Annotated in this window: 11 protein-coding genes; 3 read left to right on the top strand and 8 right to left on the bottom strand. The window is 51.6% G+C overall.

The genetic code is table 11. The features are described 5' to 3' along the window. Positions 1-121: 121 nt before the first annotated feature. Positions 122-679, top strand: coding sequence for a TetR/AcrR family transcriptional regulator (locus tag NN484_RS16545; RefSeq protein WP_274657491.1), 558 nt, complete (start codon positions 122-124; stop codon positions 677-679). On the opposite strand, the gene fabF is transcribed toward NN484_RS16545, so the two are convergent. From fabF to NN484_RS16565, 4 genes are all read right to left on the bottom strand, one after another. Further along, positions 676-1,950 carry a beta-ketoacyl-ACP synthase II gene (fabF, locus tag NN484_RS16550; protein WP_274657492.1) on the bottom strand — a complete coding sequence of 425 codons (1,275 nt, stop codon included), beginning with the start codon at positions 1,948-1,950 and terminating at the stop codon, positions 676-678. The genes NN484_RS16545 and fabF overlap by 4 nt on opposite strands. Positions 1,951-1,967: 17 nt before the next feature. Continuing rightward, positions 1,968-2,765 carry an SDR family NAD(P)-dependent oxidoreductase gene (locus tag NN484_RS16555; protein ID WP_215502001.1) on the bottom strand — a complete coding sequence of 266 codons (798 nt, stop codon included), beginning with the start codon at positions 2,763-2,765 and terminating at the stop codon, positions 1,968-1,970. 212 nt (positions 2,766-2,977) lie between these two features. Beyond that, positions 2,978-3,313 (bottom strand): ComEA family DNA-binding protein, encoded by a 336-nt coding sequence (locus NN484_RS16560; protein ID WP_215502002.1) that lies wholly within the window; start codon positions 3,311-3,313, stop codon positions 2,978-2,980. Positions 3,314-3,425: 112 nt separating this feature from the next. Beyond that, complete coding sequence (locus tag NN484_RS16565; protein ID WP_425518788.1) at positions 3,426-5,420, bottom strand: polysaccharide biosynthesis protein; 1,995 nt, start codon at positions 5,418-5,420, stop codon at positions 3,426-3,428. 369 nt (positions 5,421-5,789) lie between these two features. Between NN484_RS16565 and cysC the strand changes: the two genes are divergently transcribed. Together cysC and NN484_RS16575 are read left to right on the top strand one after the other, a co-directional pair. Then, a complete protein-coding gene (cysC, locus tag NN484_RS16570; protein WP_215502004.1) occupies positions 5,790-6,383 on the top strand; it encodes an adenylyl-sulfate kinase in 594 nt (197 codons plus the stop codon). Next, positions 6,380-7,759: an FAD/NAD(P)-binding protein gene (locus NN484_RS16575; RefSeq protein WP_274657493.1), complete on the top strand. Its 1,380-nt coding sequence runs from the start codon at positions 6,380-6,382 to the stop codon at positions 7,757-7,759. Before cysC ends, NN484_RS16575 begins: the two co-directional genes overlap by 4 nt. An 81-nt stretch (positions 7,760-7,840) precedes the next feature. Here the strand turns inward: NN484_RS16575 and NN484_RS16580 are convergent, their stop codons facing one another. From NN484_RS16580 to NN484_RS16595, 4 genes are all read right to left on the bottom strand, one after another. Beyond that, on the bottom strand, positions 7,841-8,905 hold the full coding sequence (locus NN484_RS16580; RefSeq protein ID WP_215502006.1) for an NAD-dependent epimerase/dehydratase family protein: 1,065 nt from the start codon (positions 8,903-8,905) through the stop codon (positions 7,841-7,843). A 29-nt stretch (positions 8,906-8,934) separates the two neighbouring features. Then, on the bottom strand, positions 8,935-10,392 hold the full coding sequence (locus NN484_RS16585; RefSeq protein ID WP_215502007.1) for an alginate O-acetyltransferase AlgX-related protein: 1,458 nt from the start codon (positions 10,390-10,392) through the stop codon (positions 8,935-8,937). 45 nt (positions 10,393-10,437) lie between these two features. After that, complete coding sequence (locus NN484_RS16590) at positions 10,438-11,865, bottom strand: MBOAT family O-acyltransferase (protein ID WP_215502008.1); 1,428 nt, start codon at positions 11,863-11,865, stop codon at positions 10,438-10,440. 77 nt (positions 11,866-11,942) lie between these two features. Further along, on the bottom strand, positions 11,943-13,772 hold the full coding sequence (locus tag NN484_RS16595; protein WP_215502114.1) for a rhamnan synthesis F family protein: 1,830 nt from the start codon (positions 13,770-13,772) through the stop codon (positions 11,943-11,945). Positions 13,773-13,845 lie beyond the last annotated feature (73 nt).

Genomic DNA, 13,845 nt, shown 5'->3' on the forward strand with positions numbered 1-13,845 from the left:
CAGCCGTTACTCGCACATAAGGATCATGTTGGACTCAGCAGCACGTTTTTAAGAAGTAGAAGTACAGTCACCCTGTCATTTACCTTGGTTAAGATGGCGGTCTTGTTGCGGAGAGTTCCTCATGCGTTACTCGCAAGATCATAAAGCTCAGACCCATCAGCGCATCATCAAGGAAGCCTCGGCACGGTTTCGCAGGGACGGCATCGGTGGCACCGGCCTGCAACCCTTGATGAAGGCACTCGGGCTGACCCATGGCGGCTTTTACTCACACTTCAAATCCAAGGACGAACTGGTCGAAAAAGCCCTGCAAGCAGCCAGCGATCAAGTCGACGGCTTGTGCGCCGAAATCTTTGCCCAGGAAAATCCGCTGCACGCCTTTATCGACACCTACCTGTCCCAATGGCATCAGACCTCCCCGCACGAAGGCTGCCCGCTGCTGACCATCTCTTCAGAACTGGGCCTGCGCGGCCAGCCAAGCCCGACCAGTGATCAGGTACTCAACAACCGACTGGCTCAGATCGCAAACACTCTGCAAGGCGACAACCGCGCCGATCAGGCCATCGTCATCATGTCGACGCTGGTCGGCGCGCTGCTGCTGTCACGCAGTGTCGCCGACGCCGAGTGTGCCCAACACCTCCTCGACGTCACCCGCAATCACCTCAAGCAGTCACAGGACTAAGCCTGCCAACGCTTGAACAGCACGCTGGCGTTCACCCCGCCAAAGCCGAAACCGTTGGACAAGGCATATTCGATCGGCATTGAACGCGCCTGGCCATGGACAATATCTACACCCGCGCTCGCTGGATCCGGGTTCTCGAAATTGAGCGTCGGCGGCACGATCTGATCGCGAATGGCCAATAGGGTGAAGATCGCTTCCAGCCCGCCCGCGGCCCCCAGCAAATGCCCCGTGGCCGACTTGGTCGACGTCACGGCGATCTTGTTCTCCGTGCCGAACAACGTCTTGATGGCGGCCAATTCGCCGAGATCACCGACCGGCGTGGAAGTCGCATGTGCATTGAGATGCTGCACCTGGTCCGGCGTGATACCACCCTGAGCCAACGCCAGTGCCATCGCCCGACGAGCACCGCTGCCATCTTCCGGCCCGGCAGTGAGGTGATACGCATCGGCAGTGGTGCCGTAACCGACCAGTTCGGCCAAGGGCTTCGCCCCCCGGGCCAGCGCATGCTCCAGTGACTCGATCACCAGCAGGCCGGCACCCTCGCCCATCACGAAACCATCGCGACCACTATCAAACGGTCGCGAAGCGCGCTCGGGGGTATCGTTGTAACCACTGGACAATGCTCGCGCCGCGGCAAAACCGGCCAGACTGACCCGATCGATGCAAGCTTCTGCCCCGCCGCAAACAGCGATATCCGCTTCACCGGCACGAATCATCCGTGCCGCATCGCCGATCGCTTGAACCCCGGCGGCGCAGGCGGTCACCGGTGCGCCCAACGGACCTTTCAACGCGTGCTGAATCGACACGTGTCCAGCCGCCAGATTGACCAGAAACGATGGAATGGTGAACGGCGACAGACGACGCGGGCCGCGACTGTCGGTGGTGCGTACCGCATCGGCTATCGCACCGAACCCGCCCACACCGGAGCCGATGATCGTCGCGGTGCGCTCCTGATCCCGCTCCTGGGACGGATGCCACCCGGCCTGCGCCAACGCCTGCCGCGCGGCCTCCATGGCGAACAGAATGAAGCGATCCATTTTCTTCTGCTCTTTGGGTGGCGTGGCAAGGTCCGGATCGAAACCGGCCTCGGCGTCCTCCGCCACGGTCGGCACGATACCGCCGACCCGGGTTGGCAGATCGGCGCTCACTGCGTCCGGCAAATTGCGCAGACCGGAGCGTCCGGCCAGCAAACGCTGCCAGACAATGTCGAGATCACTCCCCAAAGGGGAAACCAGACCCATACCCGTGACAACAATTCGACGCTGACTCATACCGCAGTTACCTCTGATCAATTTTTGTAACGTTGGGCCGCCGCGCTGCGCGACAGATTCGGTGCCATGACATGCCGTGCACGCACAAACGCCTGCCATTCGTTTTCGTCAGGCAGTGACGGGATGGTAATCAACTCGCCCTGATCCAGACCGGCCAGCGCCGCGTCGACCATTTCGCCGGCCTCCATCACCATCTCCGCCGGAATGCCGCTGGCGTCGATGCCGGAGCGCTCCCAGATTTCGGTGCGGGTAATGCCGGGCAATACCGCTTGTACCTTGACGCCGGTGCCTTCGAGCTCCGCATTCAGCGTTTGAGTAAGGCTCAGTACATAAGCCTTGCTGGCACTGTAGGCGGCATTGAAACGCTCCGGAAACAATGCGACCACGGAAGCGATGTTGATGATCGTGCCACGACCGGCCTTCGTGAAACTGGCGGCAGCCGCCGACGCCAGAAGGGTTACGGCGGTGACATTCAACTGGATCAGCCGCTCCAGTTGCTCGGCGTCGGAATTGGCCAGCAGACCATCGGCCCCCACTCCGGCGTTGTTCAGCAACAGGCTGATGCTCGAATCACTGCGCAGGCGCTGCTGGAGTTTCAGCAGATCATCCTTTTGTGTCAGATCGGCTTTGAGCACTTCAACCTGGACGCCATGGGCCTCGCGCAGCTGGCTTGCGGCGCTTTCCAGACGTTGCTGGTCACGGGCGACCAACAACAAATCAAAACCTCGCGCTGCCAACCGCTGCGCGTAAACGGCACCGATACCGGATGAAGCGCCGGTGACGAGGGCTGTACCTTGAGACTGAACCGAACTCATGAGGGCGCTCCTGAAACACATCGGGATATTGGCCTCCAACGCTCACTGACCTGGAGGCAACGGAAATTATTATAGGCATAATCCAAAGGTAATATGACACCCATAATTTTCAGCTTGCCGACAAACGCAACAAGGCTCCCTTCGCCTAATCTCTGGCACCCGAAAACAGAAAAGCCGGTCAATGACCGGCCCCTGAGTGTTGAATAATCAGCTTAGTTCACTTCCAGCTTCTCGCGATTGCGATCCAGGATCGCCTTGCCGATGCCCTTGACTTCCAGCAACTCATCCACCGAGGCAAATGGCCCATTAGCATCACGATACGCAACAATCGCTTTGGCCTTCGCCTCGCCTACTCCGGATAATTGCTTTTGCAGAGTCGCGGCATCGGCACCGTTCAGATCGACTTTTTCACTCGGAGACGTCGCCATAGCGTCGCTCACCATCGTTGCGCTCTCCGTATGAGGGACAACGGAAGGTGCCGCAATTACAGCAATTGAAGCACTGGTGAGCAGAGCAAAAACCAGAGAGTAGAAAAAACCGTTACGCATAAATGACGCTCCATGACATCGATTGAGAAAGCAGCTTTTCCAAAGCTGCTCTCCAAACTTAGGCCATGGTTGGCTGGTGTCAAAAATGCGTCTATTACAGGATGTGAAACAATCAGGGTTCGAGGCGGCGCTGCTGGTAGATCCAGTCGACGATATCGCCGTCAGGTGTGTAACCGCTGACGGTTTCGCGCAGGAGCTGGCGGACGCGGGCATAATCATCCTGCTCGACGGCAACCAGCAAATCCGTCAAACGAAGCTTGAGCAAGTCCCACGGCAAATGATCTTCGCTAGCACTCATGATCATCGGGTGCGGTGTGGCAGCCACGTTATCACCGATCAGCAACTCTTCGTACAGCTTCTCTCCCGGACGAAGCCCCGTAAAATCAATGGAGATGTCTCCTTGTGGATTACGCTCAGAACGAATGCTCAATCCCGACAGGTGAATCATTTTCTCCGCCAATTCGACGATTTTTACCGGCTCGCCCATGTCCAGGACAAATACATCCCCGCCCTGCCCCATCGAGCCTGCCTGGATGACCAGTTGCGCAGCCTCGGGAATGGTCATGAAATAGCGGGTGATCCGGGGATGAGTGACTGTCAGCGGGCCACCGGATTTGATCTGACTGTGAAACAACGGAATCACTGAGCCCGACGATCCTAGAACATTACCGAACCGAACCATGGTGAAGCGGGTTTTATTGACCCGGGAAACGTTGGCCTTGTCACCGAACATCACTGGGGCAACCTCCCGACTCAGCGCCTGGAGGATCAACTCGGCCAGACGTTTGGTGCTGCCCATGACATTCGTCGGCCGCACAGCCTTGTCTGTAGAAATCAGGACAAAATTCGAGACCCCGGACTGAAGCGCCGCCTGAGCGGTATTGAGGGTTCCGAATACGTTATTGAGGACACCCTCGGCAATGTTGTGCTCCACCATCGGCACATGCTTGTAAGCTGCCGCATGGTAGACGGTGTCAATTTTCCAGGTCTTCATCACATCGAGCAGCTTGTCCTGATGACGAATGGAGCCCAGGATCGGCAACAACCGCACAGAAACCGACTGCCGAGACCCACGCTGCTCCAACTCGGTCAAAATGCTGTAAAGGTTGAATTCGCTGTGCTCAAACAACAGTAGCGTCTTCGGTTCCAGTGAGAAAATCTGTCGGCACAACTCCGAACCGATTGAACCACCGGCACCGGTGACCATTACTGTTTTGCCTTTGATACAACGCTCCAGCAGGTCTGGCTGTGCTGGCACCGAATCTCGTCCAAGCAGATCGGCAATGTCCACTTCCTGAATATCTTCAACCTTTACTCGACCGCTAGCCAGATCCGTGAAATTGGGAACGCTGCGGATATGAAGGGGGAAGACTTCCAGCAGATTCAGAATCTCCCTGCGTCGAGCACGCGTCGAGGACGGGAGCGCGAGAAGGATTTCCTGCGCCCCGGTGGCGTCGATCATCTGCTGAATATGCTTGGGTTTGTAAACCTGCAGACCTGAAATTGAACGATCGGCAATGCTGGAGTCGTCATCTATGAACGCTACAGGGCGCATGGTGCGCCCCATGCGCAACGCGGCGACCAGTTGGTTACCCGCAACGCCGGCACCGTAGATAGCTACCTTCGTCAGACCGTCATCCCGGGACGTAAAGGGTACGTGTTGGGCCGCCGTGAACCAGTCCCCCATGAAGTACTGACGCATGCACAGGCGTAAACCACCGATGATGACAAGACTAAGCCACCAATAGTTGAAAACGATAGACCGGGGAACTACAGCCTCGTGGTTGCTATACCAATAAACCACCAGAGCCAGAAACAGAGAGGAAAGACTTACGGCCTTGATGATCGCGATGAGCGCATCGTTGCCGAAATATCGCATGACAGCACGGTACATGCCAAAACGGATAAAAAGCGGGATGGCGATGATCGGTGCGCAAGCGAAGAGCCAGAAATGAACTTTCAAGGGGTTGTACATGTCGTCTATGCCCAGACGAACGATGAACGCGAGCCAGAGCGCGCCCCACACAAGAACGACGTCGGTGGCAACCTGTATCAGGCGTTTCTTGCGCCGCGGCAACCCCAACAAAAAAGATCGAATTTTATCCATTAGCATAATGGCTTAGTGCCCACTCCTTTCACCAAGGTCAGCGTTTCACATTGTAACCGTCTACCAGGACTCTAGGTGAACTCAAATTGGTTGCCAGCCCACCACGACCGAAGACGCTCGCACCAATATTCCGCAACTCTGACAACTGAAATGTAACCTTTGATGCACAGAATGTCATATTTTGACAGGAATCAGGGCGTAAAAAAACGGAAATGAAATTGAGACACAGAGGGACATCAGCTACACTTGAGGTCATTCGAAATGCTATTCAGAATAAATGTAAGCTTTCTACAAAACATTAGTAATACATACTGTTTGATTATCAAATAAATCCGCCGCTTGTAACCAATTCGTTGTAAAAGAGATATCATGATCAGAAATCTTACCTCACCGCCTCAAGTGGTAACATCTGAAAATCGAACAGCCCTTAAAGGGCAGAGGCCTATCGTTATATGGCTGACAGGCTTGAGTGGTGCAGGCAAATCAACCATTGCCAACGCTTTGGAGCTGGCCCTATTAAACGCCGGACGACACACTTATCTTCTTGACGGAGATAACGTTAGGCTAGGTCTATGCAGTGATCTTGGATTTTCCGATCAAGACCGTGAAGAGAACATTCGAAGAATCTCGGAAGTTTCAAAACTATTTCTAGATGCCGGACTTATCGTAATAACTGCATTCATTTCACCCTTCCGGCGTGATAGAGACTTGGCCCGTAGCGTCATTGGCGATCAAAACTTCATTGAAGTCCATATCGATACACCTTTGACCGAGTGTGAGCGACGCGACCCGAAAGGCTTGTACGGAAAAGCAAGACAGGGACTGATCAAGAACTTCACTGGAATTGATTCAGCCTATGAAACTCCTCTTGCGCCCAAGATAAGAATCAACACACTTGAAGAGGACCTCGAAAATTCAGTTCAGCGCATTCTCGCTGTCCTTCAAGAAAACCTGGAAGCATGAACACATACGTCGTTGTTGGAGCAGGCTTCAGCGGAACCGTCGCTGCTATCGAATTTTTGAATCGAGTACAACACGAAGCTCAACTGCTCATCATCAACCGGTCTGGACTGATTGCTCGCGGGCTCGCTTATGGCACCAATAGTCCACTGCATCTTTTAAATGTACCAGCCGGCAATATGACAGCCCTTGCAGACGAGCCAGATTCCTTCCTGAAGTATTGCATCGAGCGCAACATGGAAGTGACGGCAGGCTCGTTTGTTTCGCGGAAAGTGTATGGCGACTATCTCGAACACTTGCTCAATCGGGCGATTGAACGTTCGTCTCCTCGCGTCAAAACAACTCAGATCAGTGCCGAAGTTGTCAGCCTGACGCCTAACGGTCAAGGGGCCACCATTGAATTAGACTCGGGAGAGATATTCAAAGCTGATCAAGTCACGTTGGCTTTCGGACATTTCCCTCCCAGCAACCCATCGGGCCTCGGGTCCGTGAGCGAAACGCACTACTATCAGCAGGATCCCTGGGAGCAGCGAGCTGACTCAAAAATCCAGAAGGATGAGCCAATACTCTTGATCGGAGGCGGACTCACGGCAATAGATGTCATCAGCAACTTGATGAAGTCAAAGCATACCGGCAAAGTCTACATGCTTTCGCGACGTGGCTTATTACCCAAATCTCATCGTGTCGCGAGAGGTCAACATACGGATCACACGCACACGCGTAATCGCCTTCTTGAGTCAAAGCCATCAATACTTGGCTATCTGAAAATCATCCGAAATGCGATAAAAACCGGACTGAATGAACAGATTGACTGGCGAGATATCATCGCATCGATTCGCCCCGTGACAGCAGAGCTCTGGAGACGTCTTCCCGACACCGAACGTCGGCGATTCCTGCGCCATCTCCAAAGCTATTGGGACGTACATCGCCACAGGGTCGCGCCGGACACGTTCCAGATATTTGAAGATGCGCTGAATCGTGGCCAACTAATCCCACTGGCCGGACGCATTGTCTCGATGGATGTCGTGAACGGTTCTGTGACTGCAGTGATAAAGGAACGACGCAAGGCATCAAATCGATTACTGACAGTCAACCTGGTTGTGAACTGCACAGGTCCCACTTCCAACCCAGAAAAAACGAAAAGCCCGCTTATCAAAAAGCTATTGAAGAAGGGATTGGTCGTTTCGGACACCTTGGGATTGGGCGTTTGTGTAAATGAGCATTACTATCTGAAGAACACTCATGGGGAGCCTAATGACTGGCTAAGCTATGTCGGCCCTATGTTAAAAGCCGATCACTGGGAGCTTACTGCGGTTCCCGAATTGCGTGTGGCTGCACGTTCGGTAGCATTGAATGTATGTCAGAAGTTTGAAAGGTAGTGCACTGGCAATAGTGCCAGCGTAGAAAAACCAGAAAAAAAGGGTGATCAGTGGATCACCCTTCATTCATATCAGACGATTTCAGGCTTGAGCGCCATCATCAATCCACTTGCAAAGGATGTGTACACCCTCTTCAACCATAATCTTTGGCGACCAGTTCAGAACTTCCTTGGTCTCCTCAATGGTGCAAGAAGCGTGACGCACATCACCATGACGATACTTGCCATTGATGTGATGCTCAGGAGCTTTGTAGTAGCGAGAAATGATATCCGCCAACTGGGCTACGCTAGTCGCTTCGCCCGAACCTACGTCATAAGGCTTGGTGGTACCGTCGGAGTGGATGGTCGCAGCAAAAATTGCGTTAGCCACATCGTCGATAAAAACGAAGTCTCGAATAATGACGCCATCTTCATAGACCGGAATGCTCTTCCCTTCCTTCGCCATACGCGCGAACAGGGAAACAATACCGGTATAAGAGTTGATCAGCGACTGACCCGGGCCGTAAACGTTTTGCAGACGCAACATTACAGGCGTCACACCCAGTGCAAGGCACCAGGAGCTGAGGATATGCTCTTGAGCAAGCTTGGTTGCACCATAAACACTTGTTGGATCAGGTGTTGTGGTATGAGAGTTAAATGGCAAAGCCTTGAGACTTGGGAAATCCCACTCAGCGCGCTCTAGCTGCTCGCGGGAACGCTGGCCCGGGTAAACGATTGCACCGTTGGCATCTTTCCATGCGCCTTCACCATAAACGGCACGGCTGGAAGTCAGAACGATGCGTTCAGGCAACGCTTCCGGATTGTTGCGCACGAGCGCATCCAGCATTTGGGTCGTACCGGTGACGTTGACATGAGCGTGGCGGCTCGCCTCCATCAACGATTGGCCGGTACCTGTTTCTGCTGCCAAATGAATAACAACGTCGGGAGCAAAGTCTTTCAAGACCCGATCCCAGTCCTCAGGACAGGTGACATCGCCCTTCACAAACTCAACACGCGAATCCAGTGCCGCCGGACGCTCTGCGCTTGGATGCACCTGAGGGTGGAGATTGTCGAAAGCAACAACTCGGCTGAATTGCCCGGCCAACAAAGGAGACAAAGCACAGCCAATAAAGCCTGCGCCACCGGTAACTAGACATGTCTTGCTCATTAACCACTCCTGATCTTGATTCAAAAAAATTACTTCGCGTCCTGCACAACCATGGAAACCTTGCCCAAGCTCACCTGAACAGAAGGATCCATATTTTCAAAACTGACTTGAGCCCCCTCAACCTCGGAGGTCAGGCTCAAAAAGAGTTCATTATCTCCCTGCGCGTAGCGCTCGGCAAACTCCACCGGTCGCCCGTCCTTCACCCCTTGAATCTTGAGTATGCCTGAGGCGCTTGCCTTCAGGGAAACCCGCACAGTGCGCAACCCTTTCGACGAATCCGCCCACGTAAGAGCGAAGGGCCCCTTCAGATCCAAATTACCGCTCGTGGTGAGGGCTGGGGATTCATTGGCCACGTTGACACGGGCGCCCTGGCTCACAGCAAGATCATAGTTATTAGCGGATAACCACAAGTAACTCTCGCTCAAAACGTTATCGAGATGACGCTCAGTCATCACGTAGAGCACAACATCCGGTTTGTACTTTTCAATCAGAGCCGGAACATTGGGAGCGAGCGACTGATTGTCGATGTTATGCCGAACTTGAATCGTTTCATAAAAAGCCGCTTGCAAATATGGCGACAGTGAGTCACCCATCGAATCCCGCAATACCAACGCTCTCAAGCGTTTTTTCGCCGATTCATTGCGAGTATTTCTCGGTAGATCCAATAGACCTGTGTGCGTACTGCCAGGCACGACCTGAGCCGAGCCGTCATCAGCCACAATCGCAAATTCAGGCAAAGGAGAAGCCAGCTTGGGCATCGTCCAAGGATTGGGTTCCGGCAGGCTGATCATTGCCTTGAATTCACTACCGTAATTAGGATTGACGACAGCACCATCAGCTGGAGGAACGTACAGATCCATAAATTTCGGATTGAGGGTGGCCAGCTTTTTGCTGATTTCCTTCCAGCCTACCCAAGCGCCAAAATCCGTCCAATGACTATTGAATGGGGAATAGGTATCTCCAATTGAGCGAGCCTGTTGCAGACTTGGACGCAGATCAATCAACGGCAGATGCTGCGGCGAACTTAGTAACTGATCGAATATGTGAGTGCCAATGCGTCCTTCGGACCACTGAGGGAGCTTGTCCGGATAAATAGACCACTTGGCTGGCGCGACAACAAACAACATCGGGATATTGCGATGAGCCAACCATTGTTCTTGGCCCCCAACCGTGCCGTTCCAGGCGCTCAGCTCAACTTCATTATAGTGACGACGTCCGAGAGCCTGTGACATGTTTTTGTTGAAGAAGTCCCCAAGAAAAACCCAACCGTCACGCCCCACAACAGCAATAGCCTTGTCATTAGTCGTCCCGAGAGCGTAAAGAAAACTCGAGTAGCCCTCGACGGCGTTGTTCCAAAGCGGTGTGGTTCTGCGAATTCCATCCCTCAGATTTGCCCATTCACCAGGATGCTTGATGATGGATTTGATCGCAGGAGCGAATTGGGGAGAAAACATCACCGCAATGCCGGGCACGCACAGGGCGAGCATGAACAACCCAATGATGACCCGTGGGGTAAATATTGATCTCATATATTAAAACCGGAAGTAGAGAAAAGGGCTGTATGCACCGGAAAGAACTTTCATGCTTGCAAGCAGGAAGAGTGAACCGAGTCCAAATACGCCAACAACAAGTCGTTGACTGGATGATAGACGATCACACAGCCATCTATAGACCGGGAAGCTGAGAATTGCCCCGGCAACCAAGGCCAATAACAATCCGTTGCTCATATACTCGGCGACTACGTAATTTTCCGGGCCGCTTCGGAGGTTCAACATCAAGGCACTCATGTGGAACGCATGCTCGAATGTTTCAGAGCGGAACAGTACCCAGCCGAAAACCACCACTGCAAGGGTATATAACCAACGCAGCACGAAAGGTATTCCGCGGCCCTCCATATTGGTGAAGCGCTCGATAACAAGGAAAAGACCATGCCATAGGCCCCAGGCAACGAAAGTCCATGAAGCGCCGTGCCATAACCCTGTCAGAATGAAAACCGCCATAAGATTTACGTAAGTTCGAGCAGCGCCAGTTCGGTTCCCGCCCAAAGGCACATAGACGTAATCGCGAAACCACCCGGACAAGGTCATATGCCAGCGGCGCCAGAAGTCGCGAATAGACGCTGCCTTATAAGGGTAGTTGAAGTTTTCCGGAAACCGGAACCCCATCATCAAACCTAATCCGATAGCCATGTCGGAATAAGCGGAAAAGTCGAAGTATATTTGCAACGTATAACTGGCAGCGCCCAACCACGCCGTGCCGAAATTCAGTTCGGACGAGGGCAGTGCGAATATCGCGTCAGCGGTAATTGCGAAGGTATCAGCCAACAACACTTTTTTTGCAAAGCCGATAACAAATCGGGTGATCCCTTCAACGACCATATCGGGGTTGACAGATCGATCCGGAAGCTCTGCTGCGATATCACGGTAACGGACAATAGGCCCGGCAATAAGTTGCGGAAACAACGACTTGAATGTACCGAAAATCAATAGACTTTTGGTTGCCTGAATGGTGCCACGGTACACATCGACCAAATAGCTGATGCCTTGAAAAACAAAAAAACTGATGCCTAGGGGGAGAAGGACGGATATGACCGGAACCGCTGACGGATGCCCAAACTTTTCAGCGATGATATTGATATTCTGGGTAATAAAACCAATGTACTTGAAGTATCCTAATACCGACAAGTTGAAAAACAGACCAAGAATAAGAAAAATCCTGGCAAGTTTATTGGCCCCTTCACTGCCACCCGGTTGTCGATATATCGCAATCAAGTAACCGAAAGCGTAGTTCCCGACAATGGCAGCCAAGAGAATCCAGACCCCTTTTGCGTCGCCCAGGTAGTAAAAAAACAGACTTGCAACCAGAATCAGAATATTTCTGAGTCGATGCCCGACTAGCTTGTAAGCTATTAAAAATGCGGGCAAAAACAGAAAAATGAATAGGTAAGAACTAAAAACCATAATCTACTTTCCAGTTGGTAACGATGGCACTGTTGCCTACGCAAGAGAGTGGCGAGATCGACACCTTCTCAGCATTATTATTTTTTCAACGCCCAACGGTAGCCACTACGTAGAAGTGGTGCAAGCCGTGGAAATCTGAACATTATAGAACGTTTCAAAGAAACTATTACTCCCCCTGCAAAGCGTGCCGTTCTGGCGATTTGCATTTGCTCACGTAGGTCTCCAGAAGGAAAGCAACTAGATAGCGCCTGCACTTTATATTCTAGCTTGACGTAATTCTTCGATGCCTGTGCGGGCGTCATTATACACCGACTTATAAAACCAGCATCTTGAGCACAATACGTAATCAGCCGCTCAAGCACATGAGGAAGATCTCCATCTCCATAGCGCTCTTCATCAAAGTCACTCCACTTCCACTCATGCTCAAACAGCTTTCTCAACGCAACCGGCCTGAACCAATACATCGAGCCATACGTTGCGATGGGTGTCTCGATGTCTAAAGGGACGTTCAAGCCAATTTTGCTGGCGACGTCCACAGCTCGTTCTCTATTGAGAAACCATCCGTGACCTAAGGTGGGATAACCAATATGCACTGCAGGCGGCATCGCAACCCCCACCCATGGCTCTGCTTCAAACATCTCAAGCACATTGGTTACATATTCATTACTGGAAAGAAGGTTCTCGAACAGATGGCGTTTGAACATTGACGCTTTGGCCCAGCCATCTTGCGGAGACTTCTTGCTATGAAGCCTGCAAATATAATCAAATCCACCTTGGAGCACGACATCGCGGCAAGTAATAAATAATGCAGATGTATCCCTGCCAAAATTGGAAGCGCAAACCAATACCGAAAAATCACAAAAACTCAAACCGGCGAGCGTATTGATGATCTGCGTTTTCTTTTCTTCGGAATCAGTAGTGATAAATAATGAACAGACCAACGGAATATTTTTTACCAAGTCCATTATCTCATCCAGCATATCGACATAATAAATATGCGCGATAACAGCGACCCTCTTCAGGGAGAGTCCAGGACTAATGGAGTTAGCATGAGAGTCCGAAAGAATGCTCAACTGCTCGATATTTGTATAAATCGTACGCAAGGGCGTGGTACGGATCAGGTTTTTCCAGATCAACCCTTCATCATAATCTGATTTCTCCCGTACAAAATCCAAGGCACGTTTGACATCAATTGCCTGGGATTCGAGAAAGACAGGATCGTGAAAAAAAGGCCGTCGCTTTAAAATCGGCGAACGTCGCTCGATGGTTAAATCAATTTCAGAAAAAACCGGATGATCGGTATTGTAGGTCGCTGGATCTAAATAAACAGCACATTGAAAACCCAAGTCTTTGAAATACTGGGTAAAACGCCCCTCATGCTTTAAAATAGACTCCTCATAAGAGTTTATCATTGGCATTTCATGCCAATATTTATAAAAGCTATCAGAGCAAAGCATTTTATTACGAACAGCGATGAAGTGCGATTGGATATGAAACGGCAAATCGCCTTTACCGGTAAATGGATTTGGCGAAATCTGATTGTGAGCAGATACCCCCCAAAAATCCACGTTCGCTTCATTCATCGAATCAAACAGTTCCGAAAAAGGAAAAATCGGAGCGTAGAATGTATAGTTTAGAAACAGCGCCTCGTCGTACTGACGCAGCTCTTCCCAGCCAAACTTCTCTATCGACTCTTTATAAGCCCAAACATCAAAACCAGTATTTTCCCGGCAGTAAACAGTATCGACTAATTGCTCAACTTTCTCTAAAGAACCCGTAGCAATTTTAGAGTTAGAAACAAAAAATATGGTATCGACGTGCGCACGAAGCTTACGAAGCTTATAGACTATATAGTCATCCACAACTCCGTCATTATCATAAAAAAGATAAAAAGCAACTCTACGCATATTCAATCTGATTCCATTAAGCTCTCAAATAAACCATATGCACTCATCACGCAAAAGCACATGCATAGACTTA

It is taken from the genome of Pseudomonas serboccidentalis (genome assembly GCF_028830055.1).
Lineage (GTDB): Bacteria > Pseudomonadota > Gammaproteobacteria > Pseudomonadales > Pseudomonadaceae > Aquipseudomonas > Aquipseudomonas serboccidentalis.